Below are 15,294 nucleotides of genomic sequence, written 5' to 3'. Positions count from 1 at the left end.
CCAACGGGTTAATGCTAGAAGTGTAGAGGATTTAGTGCGTTAGTGCGGCCTAAAACGCAAAAACCCCCGCCAAAGGGGCGAGGGTTCGTAGTAGTGCAACGGGCCAGGATTAATAAAAATCGCAGGACGCCGTTTCTGCCTGTTGCAGCCAGACCGGTTTATTGCTGGTTTTTGACCAGACGCGGTGTAAATAGCTGTAAAAACGTGCGCGATCGGCACGGAACAGCATCACCGGCAAGGCAAGAACACCGATCAGAATCACTGCGCTACGGCGCAGGAGGACCCGATGCAACGGATAGGCTTGGTAGTTAGACATACGAACCTCCTTAAAAACATCCGCGCCAGGTTGTCAGGACCCGACGCAATGCGAAACGATAAATGATGACCAAATGGAAACTGAGCAAAATATTACCGCATAGGTTGTAATTTTACAACTCATCCGACCACTAAAATGCGCAAAAAGAGCACAAAAAAGGCCTCCGTAACGTAATTTTGTTACATCAAGGTTAATAACTAACTTAACATTAGTTACATTGTGGTTTCTTGGCGTTGCTGGGATCATTTAACGGATTTTTACGCCAACAACCCATCCGCCCACGCCCTTCCTGCGTATAAAACCGCCAATTTCTGCCGTTATTTCAATCATTTTTATACTTTTTTTACACCCGGCCCCGCTATTTTTTCATCTTCTTTCTACTGCCCTCCCTACACTCAGGCTATCAAAAACAACACCTCTGGAGGTGTCCCGTGAGTTTCAGCGTTATTGGTGGTGCGCTGTTGGTTCTGCTGCTGTTGGGCTATCTGGTTTATGCCCTGTTTAATGCGGAGGACTTCTGATGGCAGCTTCAGCCTTCTTGTTGATCGCCAGCTTTGTGCTGGTGCTTCTGGTGCTGGCTCGTCCCCTGGGCAGCTTTATAGCTCGCCTGATCGAGGGAGAGCCACTACCGGTCCTGCGCCATGTGGAAGCAGCCGTCTGGCGTTGCTGCGGTAATGACACCGCCGAGATGACCTGGTGGCAATACGCACTGGCGATCCTGTGGTTCAATATCCTCGGTTTAGTGCTGCTGTTGGTACTGCTGATGGCACAGGGTTCCTTACCGCTCAACCCACAAGGGTTCCCCGGTTTATCTTGGGATCTGGCGTTCAATACCGCCGTCAGCTTCGTCACCAATACCAACTGGCAGGCCTACAGCGGGGAAAACACCCTCAGCTATCTCAGCCAGATGGCCGGGTTGACGGTGCAGAACTTCCTGTCTGCCGCCACCGGTATCGCCGTTGCCTTTGCCCTGATCCGGGCCTTTGCACGCCGTTCCAGCGCCACCATTGGTAACGCCTGGATCGATATCCTGCGCATTACCCTGTATGTGCTGTTGCCACTGTCTCTGCTGATCGCGCTGTTCTTCGTCAGCCAGGGGACGTTGCAGAACTTCCTGCCTTACCTGCATGTGACCACGCTGGAAGGGGCACAGCAGACCTTGCCGATGGGACCCGTAGCCTCGCAGGAAGCGATCAAGATGCTCGGCACCAACGGTGGCGGCTTCTTCGGTGCCAACTCGGCGCATCCGTTTGAAAACCCAACCGTATTGACCAACTTTGTACAGATGCTGGCGATCTTCCTGATCCCTTGCGCCCTGTGCTTCGCCTTTGGTCAGGTGGCCGGTGAAAACCGCCAGGGTCACGCGCTGATCTGGGCCATGGCACTGATCTTTATCGTTGCGGTGATCGTGGTGATGAATGCTGAGCTGGCTGGCAACCCGCATCTGAGCGCGCTTGGCAGTAGCAGCAACATCAATATGGAAGGTAAAGAGTCCCGCTTTGGCATTCTCGCCAGCAGCATGTTCTCGGTGGTGACCACTGCGGCCTCCTGCGGTGCCGTCAACGCCATGCATGACTCCTTTACCGCGCTGGGTGGCATGGTGCCGATGTGGCTGATGCAGATTGGCGAGGTCGTGTTCGGCGGCGTCGGTTCCGGCCTGTACGGCATGCTGCTGTTCGTGCTGCTGACGGTATTTATCGCCGGGCTGATGATTGGCCGCACGCCGGAATATCTCGGTAAGAAGATCGATGTTTATGACATGAAGATGACCGCGCTGGCGATCCTGGTGACGCCGACCTTGGTACTGCTGGGCACCGCGTTGGCGATTGCTACCGACGCCGGCCGTACTGGCATCCTCAACCCAGGGGCGCATGGCTTCAGTGAAGTGCTGTACGCCTTCTCTTCGGCAGCCAACAACAACGGTAGCGCCTTTGCTGGTCTGAGCGTCAACACGCCGTTCTACAACCTGCTGCTGGCCTTGGCGATGTTTGTTGGCCGCTTCGGGGTGATCCTGCCAGTGCTGGCCATTGCGGGTTCGCTGTGTGTCAAAAAACGCCAACCGGCGGGCAACGGTACGCTGCCAACCTACGGGCCACTGTTTATCGGCCTGTTGGTCGGCACCATCCTGCTGGTCGGTGCCTTGACCTTTGTCCCTGCACTGGCGCTAGGCCCGGTAGCCGAACATTTACAACTGTGGTTGGCCAATTAACAGTCATAACAGAGAGAAGAACAAGATGACTCGCAAACAACGCGCACTGTTTGAACCGGCACTGATGCGTACCGCGCTGATCGATGCGGTGAAAAAGCTGGACCCACGCGTTCAGTGGCGTAACCCGGTGATGTTCGTGGTGTACCTCGGCAGTATCCTGACTTCGGTCATTTGGCTGGTGGTGCTTTCAGGCAACGCCGAAGGTAGTGCGACCTTTACCGGCAGCATCGCCATGTGGCTGTGGTTTACCGTGCTGTTCGCCAACTTCGCCGAGGCGCTGGCGGAAGGACGCAGCAAGGCTCAGGCAGAAAGCCTGAAGGGCACCAAGAAAACCAGTTGGGCAAAGAAACTCGCCACGCCGAAGCGTGATGGCGCTACCGAGAAAGTCTCGGCCGAGAGCCTGCGTAAAGGGGATATCGTGCTGGTGGAAGCCGGTGACACCATCCCTTGCGACGGCGAAGTGCTGGAAGGCGGCGCCTCGGTCGATGAAAGCGCCATCACCGGTGAATCTGCACCGGTGATCCGTGAATCCGGCGGTGACTTCTCCTCCGTGACCGGCGGGACGCGTATTCTGTCCGACTGGCTGGTGGTGCAGTGCAGCGTCAACCCGGGGGAAACCTTCCTCGATCGCATGATCGCGATGGTCGAAGGTGCCAAACGCCGTAAAACCCCAAACGAAGTGGCACTGACTATTTTGCTGGTGGCGTTGACTATCGTGTTCGTACTGGCGACCGCAACCCTATTCCCTTACTCGCAATACAGCGTGGAAGCCGCAGGCAGCGGCAGCATAGTGTCGATCACCGTGTTGGTGGCCTTGCTGGTCTGCCTGATCCCGACCACCATTGGTGGGCTGCTGTCCGCTATCGGCGTCGCCGGAATGAGCCGTATGCTGGGTGCCAACGTGATCGCCACCAGCGGGCGCGCCGTTGAGGCCGCCGGTGACGTTGACGTATTGCTGTTGGATAAGACCGGTACCATCACCCTAGGTAATCGTCAGGCGTCCGAATTCCTGCCGGCACCGGGGGTAAAAGAGCAAGAGCTGGCCGATGCCGCCCAACTCTCTTCGCTAGCCGATGAAACGCCGGAAGGCCGCAGTATCGTGGTGCTGGCCAAGCAGCGCTTCAACCTGCGCGAACGTGATTTGCAGGCGTTAAACGCCACCTTCGTGCCTTTCTCTGCGCAAACCCGCATGAGCGGCGTCAACGTGCAGGACCGGATGATCCGTAAAGGGGCTGTAGATGCCATTCGCCGCCACGTCGAATCCAACAATGGCCACTTCCCACGTGCGGTAGATGAGTTGGTGGAAAGCGTCGCTCGTACCGGCGGTACGCCGTTGGTGGTCGCCGAAGGGCCACGCGTATTAGGGGTGGTGGCGCTGAAAGACATCGTCAAAGGCGGGATTAAAGAACGCTTTGCCGAACTGCGCAAGATGGGCATCAAGACGGTGATGATCACCGGGGATAACCGCCTGACCGCCGCCGCCATCGCAGCCGAAGCCGGTGTGGATGACTTCCTGTCGGAAGCCACGCCAGAGGCCAAACTGGCGCTGATCCGTCAGTATCAGGCGGAAGGACGCCTGGTTGCGATGACCGGCGACGGCACCAACGACGCCCCTGCACTGGCGCAGGCCGACGTGGCGGTTGCCATGAACTCGGGGACGCAGGCGGCCAAGGAAGCGGGCAACATGGTCGATCTCGACTCCAACCCGACCAAGCTGATCGAAGTGGTGCATATCGGCAAGCAGATGCTGATGACGCGCGGTTCACTGACCACCTTCAGTATCGCCAACGACGTAGCGAAGTACTTTGCCATTATTCCGGCAGCCTTCGCGGCAACCTATCCGCAGTTGAATGCGCTGAACGTGATGCAACTGCACTCCCCCGCCTCGGCGATTATGTCGGCGGTGATCTTCAACGCTCTGGTGATCGTCTTCCTGATCCCACTGGCGTTGAAAGGGGTGAGCTATAAGGCAATGAGCGCCGCCGCACTGCTGCGCCGTAACCTGTGGCTGTATGGTGTGGGTGGCCTGCTGGTGCCGTTCGTGGGCATCAAGCTAATCGACCTGCTGCTGACCGCGCTGAATATGGCCGGCTAAGATAACGAGGAATTTATGATGTCTTATTTACGTCCTTCTCTGGTTATGCTGATCCTGCTGACGGCGATCACCGGTATTGCTTACCCATTACTCACTACCGGGCTGTCACAGTTACTGTTCAGCGGTACGGCCAATGGATCGCTTCTCTATCAAGGGGATAAAGCAGTCGGCTCGGCATTGATTGGCCAGAACTTCACCCAACCGGGGTATTTCTGGGGTCGCCCTTCTGCCACCAGCGATTCGGCCTATAATACGCTGGCATCCGGCGGCAGTAATCTGGCCGCCACCAACCCGGCGCTGGATAAAGCGATCGGTGAGCGGGCAACGCAGCTGCGCCAGGCTAACCCGGCGATGAGCGGGCCGATCCCGGTCGACCTGCTGACCGCCTCCGGCAGTGGCCTGGATCCACAGATTTCACTGGCGGCCGCCAAGTACCAGTTAGCACGTGTCGCCAACGCTCGTCAGTTGCCGCAGGAACAGATTGCCAAACTGATTGATGAAAACACCGATCGCGCCACGCCTAATTTTATGGGGGAATCGGTGGTCAACGTGCTGAAGCTGAATATGGCGCTGGATGCGTTGAAATAACGGCAAACGTGATAAAACGTCGCTAAAGGGTTCGGCATTGCCGAACCCGCTTTGCATGGGTAAACAAGGAACTTTGATGGTGGATGACGAACTGCAACGCCCCGATCCAGACAGCCTGCTGGCGTTAGCCAATGAAAAGCCACGCGGCAAACTGAAGGTCTTCTTCGGTGCCTGCGCCGGGGTAGGTAAAACCTACGCCATGTTGCAGGAGGCTCAGCGGCAACGGGCGCAAGGGCTAGACGTGCTCATTGGCGTTGTGGAAACCCACGGGCGCCAGGAAACGGCGGCGTTGCTACAAGGGCTGTCGATCCTGCCAGCAAAACGCATCCAACATCGTGGCCGCCAGGTGCAGGAATTCGACCTCGATGCCGCTTTGGCACGCCATCCGGCCCTGATCCTGATGGATGAGCTGGCACACAGCAATGCCCAGGGTTCACGCCATCCCAAACGCTGGCAGGATGTGGACGAACTGCTGGATGCCGGTATTGATGTGTTGACCACGGTGAACGTCCAGCATCTGGAAAGCCTGAATGACGTCGTCGGCGGCATCACCGGGGTGCGGGTCAGGGAAACCGTGCCTGACCACGTGTTTGACGAAGCGACCGAAGTGGTGTTGGTAGACCTGCCCCCTGACGATCTACGCCAACGGCTCAACGAAGGCAAGGTCTATATCCCCGGCCAGGCCGAACGCGCCATCGAGCATTTCTTCCGAAAGGGTAACCTGATCGCCCTACGTGAGCTGGCACTACGCCGCACCGCCGACCGTGTTGACGACCAAATGCGGGCCTTCCGCGATAACCAGGGGCGTGAAAAAGTCTGGCACACCCGAGACAGCATCCTTCTGTGCGTCGGCCATAACAGCGGTAGCGAAAAGCTGGTGCGCATTGCTGCAAGGCTCGCGGCACGCCTTGGTTGCCACTGGCATGCCGTGTATGTCGAAACCCCCAAGCTGCACCGCCTGCCGGAAAACCAACGGCGATCCATCCTGCGTGCCTTGCGGCTGGCGCAAGAATTAGGGGCTGAAACCGCCACCCTTTCCGATCCTTCTGAAGAACGCGCGGTACTGCGCTATGCCCGGGAACATAACCTGGGCAAAATCATTATTGGCCGCCGTGGCGAACAGCGCTGGAAGCTGCGCGGCAGCTTTGCCGATCGTCTTGGCCAGCTTGGGCCGGATCTCGACCTGGTGATTGTCGCGCTGGAAAACGATACGCCGCAGCCGCAGGCCAAAGAGCATGATAACCGCGCCTTTAGCGAAAAATGGCGATTCCAGCTGCGGGGCTGTGCCGTTGCCGTGGCTTTGTGCGCGATCATCACGCTGCTGTCGCAATGGTTACTGCCGGGCTTTGATTCGGCCAACCTGGTGATGGTTTATCTGCTGGGCGTGGCGATTGTCGCCCTGTTCTTTGGCCGCTGGCCTTCGGTGCTGGCCGCGGTGATCAACGTCGCCAGCTTCGATTTGTTCTTCGTGCAGCCCGAATGGTCGTTCGCCGTCAGTGATATGCAATACCTGCTGACCTTTGCCGTGATGCTGACCGTAGGTATCACCATTGGTAATCTGACCGCCGGGGTACGTTATCAGGCCCGAGTGGCACGCTATCGTGAACAACGGGCGCGGCACCTGTATGAGATGTCCCGTGGGCTCAGCCAGGCATTGAGCAGAGAAGATATTGCCAAAACCAGCCGTCATTTTATCTCCAGCAGCTTCCAGGCCAAAACCGTGCTGCTGCTGCCGCAGGAGGATGGCTCCCTGCAACAGATGGTGGGTGAAGAAGGTGGCTTGCTGTCGGTCGATGAAGCCATCGCCCGCTGGAGCTATGGCAAAGGCTTACCCGCCGGGGCCGGTACCGACACCCTGCCCGGCGTGCCATACCAACTGCTGCCGCTCAGCACCTCCAAACAGACCTTTGGCCTGCTGGCGATTGAACCGAACAATCTGCGTCAGTTGATGGTGCCGGAGCAACAGCGGCTGTTACAGACCTTTGCGGTGCTGATCGCCAGCGCGCTGGAGCGCCTGCATCTGGCCCGCAGTGCCGAAGAGGCCAAGCTGGATGCCGAACGCGAACAGCTACGTAACTCGCTGCTGGCCGCCCTCTCTCACGATCTGCGTACTCCGCTTACCGTGCTGTTTGGTCAGGCAGAGATCCTGACGCTGGATCTGGCCACCGAAGGCTCCAGCCACGCCCCACAGGCCAGCCAAATCCGCCAGCAGGTACTCAGTACCACCCGCCTGGTAAACAATCTGCTGGATATGGCGCGCATTCAGTCCGGCGGTTTTAACCTGCGCAAAGAGTGGCAATCGCTGGAAGAGATCGTCGGCGCCTCGCTGCATATGCTGGAACCGCTGCTGGTATTGCACGAAATCAAGGTGGAGTTGCCGCAAGAGATGGTGTTGATCAACTGTGATGGCAGCCTGTTAGAGCGGGTGTTCACCAACCTGGTGGAAAATGCCAATAAATATGCCGGTGCCGATGCTATCATCGGGATCCGCGCCCACGCAGTTAAGGACTGGCTGGAAGTGGAGGTTTGGGATAATGGCCCCGGCATACCGGAGGAACAGACCCAACTGATATTTGACAAGTTCTCCCGTGGTAATAAAGAGTCGGCGATCCCCGGCGTCGGTTTGGGGTTAGCGATTTGTCGTGCCATTATTGAAGTACACGGCGGCCGCATCTGGGCGGAGAACCGCGCCGAAGGCGGAGCCAGCTTCCACTTTATGCTGCCGTTGGAAAAGCCACCCGAACTGGATGGAACAGATTTTGACTTATAACCCAAGAGTAGAGGCCCCGTGACCACATCGCCGACTAACATTCTGATTGTGGAAGACGAGAAAGAGATCCGTCGCTTCGTGCGCACCGCGCTGGAGAGCGAAGGGTTACGGGTGTTTGAAAGTGAAACCTTGCAGCGTGGGCTGATAGAGGCCGGCACGCGCAAGCCGGATCTGATCATTCTTGATTTGGGGTTACCCGATGGCGACGGGCTGGACTACATTCGCGATCTGCGCCAATGGAGCGCGGTGCCGGTGATTGTCCTTTCCGCACGCCATGCCGAAGAGGACAAGATTGCCGCGCTGGATGCGGGTGCCGATGACTATCTCAGCAAGCCGTTCGGCATTGGTGAACTGCTGGCTCGGGTGCGGGTTGCGCTACGCCGCCACGCCAATAGCCAACAGGAAAGCCCACTGTTCAGCTTCTCCGATATCACCGTCGATCTGATCAACCGCAGCGTCTTGCGTAACGGTGAAGATCTGCATCTGACGCCCATCGAGTTCCGTTTACTGTCCGAGTTGCTGGCCAACTCCGGTAAGGTGATCACCCAGCGGCAGCTACTCAGCCACGTCTGGGGACCCAATTACGTCGAACACAGCCACTATCTGCGCATCTATATGGGCCATCTGCGGCAAAAGCTGGAAGCCGATCCGGCGCGGCCCAGGCATCTGCTCACTGAGACCGGCGTCGGTTATCGGTTTATGCCTTAATCCTGCGACGATGTGGGCCCTTTCTTCAGTCCGATCATAAACGCCTTAAACGAGTCACGCAGGGGCTCAAACAGCGGATGCTTGCGGTTTTCTATCATCACTTCTGAGAACAGCTTGAGCCCGACGGCAAAGGCCGCGCTGTTCTGTTCGCCAAAGTTCAGATCCTCTCGCCCTTGAATGCGCTCAACAATGGCCAGAATATCGTCGTGATTTTCTACCTCAAACACCAACTCCGGCTTGTCGACGGGTTCACCTTTACGGTCTGTCAGGGCTTCTACGGTAATGCGGAAACGGTGGCCTGGCATCAGTTATCCTCCTGTGGCTGTTTTGGCGATACCATTTCGGCTTCGATAGCCTCCACGGCGGTCAGCAGTGCCTGATTGATACGCCCGACCTGCTCCTGAGACAAATCCGCACGCATCATGTTGCCGCGCAGCAGATAGCGCAGGCGATTCATCACTTCGGAGATCCCTTCGGCCAGATTGCCCTCATGGCGATGGTCTCGCCCCGCGCCAGCCAGACGAGCAAAAATCACTTCGATGGCCGCCTGATGCTTTTGCAGTTCCTGCTTGCCGAGTTCGGTAATTTGGTAGCTCTTACGGCCATTGCCAGCCACCGCGGGTTCCAGGAAGTCTTGCTCTTCCAACAGCGTGAGGGTTGGGTAAATCACGCCTGGGCTTGGCACATACAGGCCGGAAGAAGCCTCTTCGATCGCCTTGATCAGTTCGTAGCCGTGGCTAGGTTTACGCTCTACCAGCGCCAGCAGCACCAGGCGCAGATCGCCATGCTCAAACAGGCGATGACGCCCGCGCCCGCCCCGGCCATGTTCTTCACCACCACGGCCGTGTTCCCCGCGGCCAGCAAAATGATGACGGCCGCCACGGCGGTGGTGGCAATGCCCCTCTTCCCGTTGGTCGTGGTGACCATACGAAAGGTGACGTGCAAATCGATTAAACATCATGGTTGTTACCTCTTGATTGATGATATGAGCATCGATGCATTTAGATATATCTAAACCACGTCGATGGCCATAATCTAGATCGATATATCTAAATACGCAAGAGGCAACCTTAAATTAGATATATCTAAATTACAGACATAAAAAAAGCACTGTAAAAACAGCGCTTTTTCATTATCGAAGGAGAGATTACTTGGCTGAAGCTAACACTTCGCTGACGATCTCGACCGCTTCATGCTCGATCTTTTCACGGTGCTCGGCACCCAGGAAGCTTTCGCAGTAGATCTTGTAAGCCTCTTCGGTACCCGAAGGACGAGCGGCAAACCAGCCGTTGTCGGTCATCACTTTCAGGCCGCCGATAGATGCGCCGTTACCCGGAGCTGAAGTCAGACGCGCGGTGATAGGATCGCCCGCCAGAGTGCTGGCCTTGACCATTTCCGGAGACAGCTTGGACAACGCCGCTTTCTGTGCGGAGGTTGCCGGAGCCTGGATGCGGTTGTAGCTTGGCGCACCGAAGCGTTTGGCCAGATCGTTATAGTGATGCTGCGGGTTTTCACCAGTAACGGCGGTGATCTCGGCCGCCAGCAGGCACATGATGATGCCGTCTTTATCGGTAGACCAAGGCGTGCCGTCGAAGCGCAGGAACGAAGCCCCGGCGCTCTCTTCGCCGCCGAAGCCGAAGCTACCGTCGAACAGGCCATCAACAAACCATTTGAAACCGACCGGCACTTCCACCAGCTTGCGGCCCAGATCGGCCACAACGCGGTCAATCATCGCGCTGGAAACCAGCGTTTTACCCACGGCAACGTTGGCACCCCATTGCGGGCGATGCTGGAACAGGTAATTGATGGCAACGGCCAGGTAGTGGTTCGGGTTCATCAGGCCCGCAGGCGTGACGATACCGTGGCGGTCATAGTCAGGATCGTTGGCAAACGCCAGATCGAACTTGTCGCGCAGGGCCAGCAGGCCAGCCATTGCCGATTCGGACGAACAGTCCATGCGGATGATGCCGTCATGGTCGAGGTGCATAAAGCGGAAGGTCTGATCGATGGAGTCATTCACCAACGTCAGATCCAGCTTATAGTGCTCGGCAATGCGCTGCCAGTAGGCAATACCGGAACCGCCAAGCGGGTCGACGCCCAGCTTCAGGCCCGCACGCTGAATGGCTGGCATATCGACAATGTCCACCAGCCCTGCCACGTAAGGCTGCACCAGATCCTGCGCATGCAGATGGCCGCCAGTCCAGGCTTTATCCAGCGATTGACGCTGCACGCCCTGCAGCTTGAGGCTCAGCAGTTCGTTGGCACGCTTTTCAATCACGGAAGTCAGGTTGGTATCGGCTGGGCCACCGTTTGGCGGGTTATATTTGATGCCGCCGTCTTCAGGTGGGTTATGCGAAGGCGTAATCACGATGCCGTCTGCCTGCGCGCCCCCTTTACGGTTGAAGCACAAGATGGCGTGTGACACGGCAGGGGTTGGCGTAAAGCCGTTGTTTTCCTGCACCACCACGTCAACGCCGTTGGCGGTCAGCACTTCCAGCACGGAAATAAAGGCGGGTTCGGACAGCGCATGGGTGTCTTTACCCACGTAGCAAGGGCCAGTGGTGCCCTGTTGACGACGCACTTCGGCAATGGCCTGAGCGATCGCCAGGATATGTGCTTCGTTAAAGCTCTGACGAAGCGCGCTGCCGCGATGCCCTGAGGTGCCGAATTTCACCGCGTGTGCAGCATTACCGGCCTCTGGTTGCAGCACATAATACTGCGACGTCAGCTGGGCTACGTTGATCAAATCACTTTGCTGAGCGGGTTGCCCGGCACGTGGGTCATTAGCCATCGACTACTCCCTAAAATGCCAGTACTGTGGCCGGGCAATGAGTCGCTTACGGCCACCGTGACGGGCTGTTCGCTAAATTAGACGGTGCCGCAAACTTTCTCGATCAGTTCCGCAGGGAACTGCATGGCCTGCATGATGTGTTCGATCATGCTGCGTTTGCGGCCGGTGTTGGTATTGGTGATCACCCAGTAAGGCGTACCTGGCACATGCTTGGGCTTGGTATGCGTTCCGTTGGCCAGCAGCGTTTGCTGATCGCCAGCAAAATAGGTACGGGTACGGCCATGCAACGAATCCGTTGCCGCGGCAAAGCCCGCCGCATCGAGGGTGTACAAGGTGGAAAGTACCAGCATAAAACGATTTACAGCTTTGCTCTGTTCGGCATATTCGTCCGACAGCAGCAGCTCGCGCACCGCACGCACGCGATCGCGCGGACGCTGTGCTGCAACAGCAGCCGCTGACGGCTCTGCCTGGCCACTGGCAACCACAGGGGCCGTGCGCAGAGGCTGGCCTGCGGTAAACTTCAACATACGCCGTAAAATATCAGACGCGCTTTCACCGATATGTTGCGTGTGGCTGGCAATATAGCGGTAAAGTTCTTCGTCGACTTCAATAGTTTTCATCTTTATCCAGTACGTTTTTTCTACTTATGAACCTGAAGCCAATTGGTGCATTCAAGCCATGGGATTATAAGGTTAAAAGCGCGGGTGCGAACACTACAATGTTCTCCCAAACGGCAAAAGCAGACTTTAGCCAACCGCCTTGGCCGCCAACCCCTCACCATACCATGAAATATCGGCAAAATTCTGCGAACCAACCAATAATCTCTCTGGTCATGTTAACCTAACTCATTATCTCAAGATCATGAACTTCACCATGAAATTACATTATCAATTACTGGCCGCAGAGGCTGCCACGCCAGCGAACCTACCGATCGTGCTGATCCACGGCCTGTTTGGCAATCTGGATAACCTGGGCGTACTGGCGCGCGACCTAAACCAACAGCATACGGTGATCAAGGTCGATCTGCGCAATCACGGGCTGTCACCACGCGCAGCGGAGATGACCAACCCGGCGATGGCTCAGGATCTGTTGACGCTGTTAGACGACTTGCAAATCGAGCGAGCCATCGTGATCGGCCACTCAATGGGCGGCAAAGCAGCGATGGCATTGACCGCGCTAGCCCCGGAGCGGATTGAACGGCTGGTGGCGATCGATATCGCCCCGGTGGATTACGACACCCGCCGCCATGACCAGATCTTTACCGCACTGCAAGCCGTCACCGATGCGGGTATCACCCAGCGTCAGCAAGCTGCGCAGCTCATGCGAGCCACGCTGCATGAAGAAGGCGTGATCCAGTTTCTGTTGAAATCTTTCCATGCTGGCAGTTGGCGGTTCAACCTACCAGTGCTGATCGAGCAATATGAGAACATTATCGGCTGGCAAGAGGTTCCACCCTGGCCGCACCCGACGCTGTTTATCCGTGGTGGCCTCTCGCCTTACGTGCAGGATAGCTACCGCGATGACATCGCCCGCCAGTTCCCGCAGGCACGCGCCTATGTGGTTGCAGGTTCTGGCCACTGGGTCCATGCGGAGAAGCCGGACGCTGTATTACGGGCAATCCACCGCTTTATTGACCAGCCCTGAGCCCAAGTGGCGAAAAAACGCGCTAGAGAGAATAGCTTAGCGCGTTTGTAGCTAAGTTAGGCATTGTCGTCGCTCCATCTGCTGGGGTAATATGGCGCGCTATAATTTTGCCACCCTGTCCAGGTGTGAAGCTGCGCTTGGCTGGGGGTGAATTTGGGTTAGGGTTAATTGGCCCGAATTGTGTAAATCGAACCGTCTGGAAGCGTAAACCGCTTTTTGATGCAAACTCCCTTGCAGTAGCGCAACAATGGCAAAAGAACAAACGGATCGCACGACGCTGGATCTGTTCGCAGATGAACGCCGTCCAGGGCGCCCGAAAACCAACCCGCTTTCCCGTGATGAACAGCTTAGAATTAATAAGCGTAATCAGCTACGACGGGACAAAGTGCGTGGATTACGGCGTGTGGAGCTGAAAATCAACGCAGACGCGGTAGATGCTCTCAACAAACTGGCCGACCAGCGCAATATCAGCCGCAGCGAATTGATCGAACAAATGCTGTTGGCCCAACTGGCAGAAGAACAGCCAGAACACTGATCTCTGCCGCCGCACGCGCGGCACGGCGTTAAGGATGACGCCAGATCGGTTCCACCTCCGCAGAGGCATCGCATAAACGCGATAAAACCTCAGGGCAAATTTCTGGCATGATACGCATTTACGGCTGAGCAAGCCTGCCCTTGGCAGCGCCTCAGGCCGCGTTTACGCAACACATTCATTTGAATTAAAAGGTTATCTTTACTATGGCTCATGTAGGCATTTTCTTTGGCAGCGACACTGGCAATACCGAAAACATTGCCAAGATGATCCAAAAGACGCTTCAGCAAAAATTCGGCAACGACGTGGCAGAAATCCACGACATCGCCAAAAGCAGCAAAGAAGATCTGGCAGCGTTTGATATCCTGCTGCTCGGTATCCCAACCTGGTACTATGGCGAAGCCCAGTGCGACTGGGATGATTTCTTCCCGACGCTGGAAGACATCGACTTTAACGGCAAGCTGGTGGCGCTGTTTGGCTGTGGCGATCAGGAAGACTACGCGGAATATTTCTGCGATGCGATGGGCACCATCCGCGACATCATTGAACCACGCGGTGCGGCCATCGTCGGCCACTGGCCAACCAAAGGCTACCATTTTGAAGCCTCCAAGGGTCTGGCTGATGATGATCACTTTGTCGGGCTGGCCATTGACGAAGATCGTCAACCTGAGCTGACCAACGAACGTGTAGACGCCTGGGTCAAGCAAATCAGTGAAGAGCTGAGCCTGGCCGAGATCGTCGGCTAAGCCTCTGCCTCGGCGGATACGTAGCACATAGTAAGGGCGCCGTAGAAGCGCGCCCTTCTGTTATCGGCATCACGGATTAGAGCAATAGAAGCTACAAGTTTGTAACTTCCTACCTCGCCACGGTAGACTGAGATATCGGTTTATCCCATCCATCAAAGCTTTGCATGATTACCCTGTAAACGTGCAAAGATAGGTTTGTTAACAACCGGCGGTTTCTATTTGCAGCAACCGGTTCTATAATGAGACGCAATTAACGCTTTGTGCCAACCGATGCCATAGGCGAGAACGCCTCAACTTGATTAGCATAGTAACAGGACTGAATCCGCATGACTGATAACAACTCCGCATTGAAGAAGGCTGGCTTAAAAGTCACTCTTCCGCGACTCAAAATCCTGGAAGTCTTGCAGGATCCGGCATGCCATCACGTCAGTGCGGAAGATCTGTACAAAAAACTGATAGATATGGGTGAAGAAATTGGCCTGGCCACGGTATACCGTGTGCTGAACCAGTTTGACGACGCAGGTATTGTGACCCGCCACAATTTTGAAGGTGGCAAGTCGGTTTTCGAACTGACTCAGCAGCACCACCACGATCACCTGATTTGCCTGGACTGCGGCAAAGTGATCGAGTTCAGCGACGAATCCATCGAAGTGCGTCAGCGCGATATCGCCAAGCAACACGGTATCAAGCTCACCAACCACAGCCTGTACCTGTACGGCCACTGTGAAACCGGTGATTGCCGCGAGAACGAAACGCTGCACAACAAGAACTGATCCTGGCCCGCCAGAACGCGAAAACCGCCTACACGGCGGTTTTTTTATGCCTAAATGACAGATAAAAAAATCCCCGGACAGGCCCGGGGAAAAATATCCACTCAATTATCACAATTGCAGTT

Annotated in this window: 15 protein-coding genes; 10 read left to right on the top strand and 5 right to left on the bottom strand. The window is 56.4% G+C overall.

Annotated elements, in window-relative coordinates:
- Nucleotides 1–109 precede the first annotated feature (109 nt).
- Entirely contained in the window at nt 110–316 is a 207-nt protein-coding gene (locus KGP21_RS09015; RefSeq protein ID WP_021805287.1) for a YbfA family protein, read from the bottom strand.
- A gap of 431 nt (nt 317–747) precedes the next feature.
- Between KGP21_RS09015 and KGP21_RS09010 the strand changes: the two genes are divergently transcribed.
- The 6 genes from KGP21_RS09010 (at nt 748) to kdpE (ending at nt 8,686) form a co-directional block, all read left to right on the top strand.
- On the top strand, nt 748–837 hold the full coding sequence (locus tag KGP21_RS09010; protein ID WP_037375124.1) for a K(+)-transporting ATPase subunit F: 90 nt from the start codon (nt 748–750) through the stop codon (nt 835–837).
- Nucleotides 837–2,525: a potassium-transporting ATPase subunit KdpA gene (kdpA, locus tag KGP21_RS09005; protein WP_218519688.1), complete on the top strand. Its 1,689-nt coding sequence runs from the start codon at nt 837–839 to the stop codon at nt 2,523–2,525. The genes KGP21_RS09010 and kdpA overlap by 1 nt, the downstream gene beginning before the upstream one ends.
- 25 nt (nt 2,526–2,550) lie before the next feature.
- On the top strand, nt 2,551–4,620 hold the full coding sequence (kdpB, locus tag KGP21_RS09000; protein WP_021805289.1) for a potassium-transporting ATPase subunit KdpB: 2,070 nt from the start codon (nt 2,551–2,553) through the stop codon (nt 4,618–4,620).
- Nucleotides 4,621–4,638: 18 nt separating this feature from the next.
- A complete protein-coding gene (gene kdpC / locus KGP21_RS08995) occupies nt 4,639–5,208 on the top strand; it encodes a potassium-transporting ATPase subunit KdpC (RefSeq protein ID WP_094982674.1) in 570 nt (189 codons plus the stop codon).
- A 76-nt stretch (nt 5,209–5,284) separates the two neighbouring features.
- The gene (kdpD, locus tag KGP21_RS08990) at nt 5,285–7,978 is read left to right on the top strand and encodes a two-component system sensor histidine kinase KdpD (RefSeq protein ID WP_021805291.1); all 2,694 of its coding nucleotides are present in this window, start codon (nt 5,285–5,287) and stop codon (nt 7,976–7,978) included.
- Nucleotides 7,979–7,996: 18 nt separating this feature from the next.
- Nucleotides 7,997–8,686, top strand: coding sequence for a two-component system response regulator KdpE (gene kdpE, locus KGP21_RS08985; RefSeq protein WP_021805292.1), 690 nt, complete (start codon nt 7,997–7,999; stop codon nt 8,684–8,686).
- On the opposite strand, the gene KGP21_RS08980 is transcribed toward kdpE, so the two are convergent.
- The 4 genes from KGP21_RS08980 to seqA all read right to left on the bottom strand — a co-directional run bounded on the left by KGP21_RS08980 (nt 8,683) and on the right by seqA (nt 12,097).
- Nucleotides 8,683–8,991, bottom strand: coding sequence for a DUF3861 domain-containing protein (locus KGP21_RS08980; protein WP_021805293.1), 309 nt, complete (start codon nt 8,989–8,991; stop codon nt 8,683–8,685). The two genes, kdpE and KGP21_RS08980, sit on opposite strands and share 4 nt — an antisense overlap.
- Nucleotides 8,991–9,644 (bottom strand): PadR family transcriptional regulator, encoded by a 654-nt coding sequence (locus tag KGP21_RS08975; RefSeq protein WP_179248308.1) that lies wholly within the window; start codon nt 9,642–9,644, stop codon nt 8,991–8,993. Before KGP21_RS08975 ends, KGP21_RS08980 begins: the two co-directional genes overlap by 1 nt.
- Nucleotides 9,645–9,833: 189 nt before the next feature.
- Nucleotides 9,834–11,477, bottom strand: a complete 1,644-nt coding sequence (pgm, locus tag KGP21_RS08970) for a phosphoglucomutase (alpha-D-glucose-1,6-bisphosphate-dependent) (RefSeq protein ID WP_223537985.1) — start codon at nt 11,475–11,477, stop codon at nt 9,834–9,836.
- Between the two features lie 77 nt (nt 11,478–11,554).
- A complete protein-coding gene (gene seqA / locus KGP21_RS08965; RefSeq protein WP_223537982.1) occupies nt 11,555–12,097 on the bottom strand; it encodes a replication initiation negative regulator SeqA in 543 nt (180 codons plus the stop codon).
- Between the two features lie 241 nt (nt 12,098–12,338).
- On the opposite strand from seqA, the gene ybfF reads away from it, so the two are divergent.
- The 4 genes from ybfF to fur all read left to right on the top strand — a co-directional run bounded on the left by ybfF (nt 12,339) and on the right by fur (nt 15,172).
- On the top strand, nt 12,339–13,121 hold the full coding sequence (gene ybfF, locus KGP21_RS08960) for an esterase (protein WP_223537979.1): 783 nt from the start codon (nt 12,339–12,341) through the stop codon (nt 13,119–13,121).
- Between the two features lie 247 nt (nt 13,122–13,368).
- The gene (gene ybfE, locus KGP21_RS08955; protein ID WP_021805298.1) at nt 13,369–13,656 is read left to right on the top strand and encodes a LexA regulated protein; all 288 of its coding nucleotides are present in this window, start codon (nt 13,369–13,371) and stop codon (nt 13,654–13,656) included.
- Between the two features lie 203 nt (nt 13,657–13,859).
- Complete coding sequence (fldA, locus tag KGP21_RS08950; protein WP_021805299.1) at nt 13,860–14,399, top strand: flavodoxin FldA; 540 nt, start codon at nt 13,860–13,862, stop codon at nt 14,397–14,399.
- Nucleotides 14,400–14,725: 326 nt separating this feature from the next.
- On the top strand, nt 14,726–15,172 hold the full coding sequence (gene fur / locus KGP21_RS08945; protein WP_021805300.1) for a ferric iron uptake transcriptional regulator: 447 nt from the start codon (nt 14,726–14,728) through the stop codon (nt 15,170–15,172).
- Nucleotides 15,173–15,294 lie beyond the last annotated feature (122 nt).

The organism is Serratia sp. JSRIV004 (assembly GCF_019968705.1).
Classification (GTDB): Bacteria; Pseudomonadota; Gammaproteobacteria; order Enterobacterales; family Enterobacteriaceae; genus Chania; species Chania fonticola_B.
This window is presented reverse-complemented; position numbering and strand designations above follow the sequence as displayed.

Bases quoted from the DNA above. Each gene is read 5' to 3' on its own strand.
- fur (WP_021805300.1), top strand. From the start codon at position 14,726: ATGACTGATAACAACTCCGCATTGAAGAAGGCTGGCTTAAAAGTCACT.
- kdpA (WP_218519688.1), top strand. From the start codon at position 837: ATGGCAGCTTCAGCCTTCTTGTTGATCGCCAGCTTTGTGCTGGTGCTT.
- KGP21_RS08980 (WP_021805293.1), bottom strand. From the start codon at position 8,991: ATGCCAGGCCACCGTTTCCGCATTACCGTAGAAGCCCTGACAGACCGT.
- ybfF (WP_223537979.1), top strand. From the start codon at position 12,339: ATGAACTTCACCATGAAATTACATTATCAATTACTGGCCGCAGAGGCT.
- ybfE (WP_021805298.1), top strand. From the start codon at position 13,369: ATGGCAAAAGAACAAACGGATCGCACGACGCTGGATCTGTTCGCAGAT.
- kdpC (WP_094982674.1), top strand. From the start codon at position 4,639: ATGTCTTATTTACGTCCTTCTCTGGTTATGCTGATCCTGCTGACGGCG.
- KGP21_RS09015 (WP_021805287.1), bottom strand. From the start codon at position 316: ATGTCTAACTACCAAGCCTATCCGTTGCATCGGGTCCTCCTGCGCCGT.
- pgm (WP_223537985.1), bottom strand. From the start codon at position 11,477: ATGGCTAATGACCCACGTGCCGGGCAACCCGCTCAGCAAAGTGATTTG.
- KGP21_RS08975 (WP_179248308.1), bottom strand. From the start codon at position 9,644: ATGTTTAATCGATTTGCACGTCACCTTTCGTATGGTCACCACGACCAA.
- kdpB (WP_021805289.1), top strand. From the start codon at position 2,551: ATGACTCGCAAACAACGCGCACTGTTTGAACCGGCACTGATGCGTACC.
- fldA (WP_021805299.1), top strand. From the start codon at position 13,860: ATGGCTCATGTAGGCATTTTCTTTGGCAGCGACACTGGCAATACCGAA.
- kdpD (WP_021805291.1), top strand. From the start codon at position 5,285: ATGGTGGATGACGAACTGCAACGCCCCGATCCAGACAGCCTGCTGGCG.
- seqA (WP_223537982.1), bottom strand. From the start codon at position 12,097: ATGAAAACTATTGAAGTCGACGAAGAACTTTACCGCTATATTGCCAGC.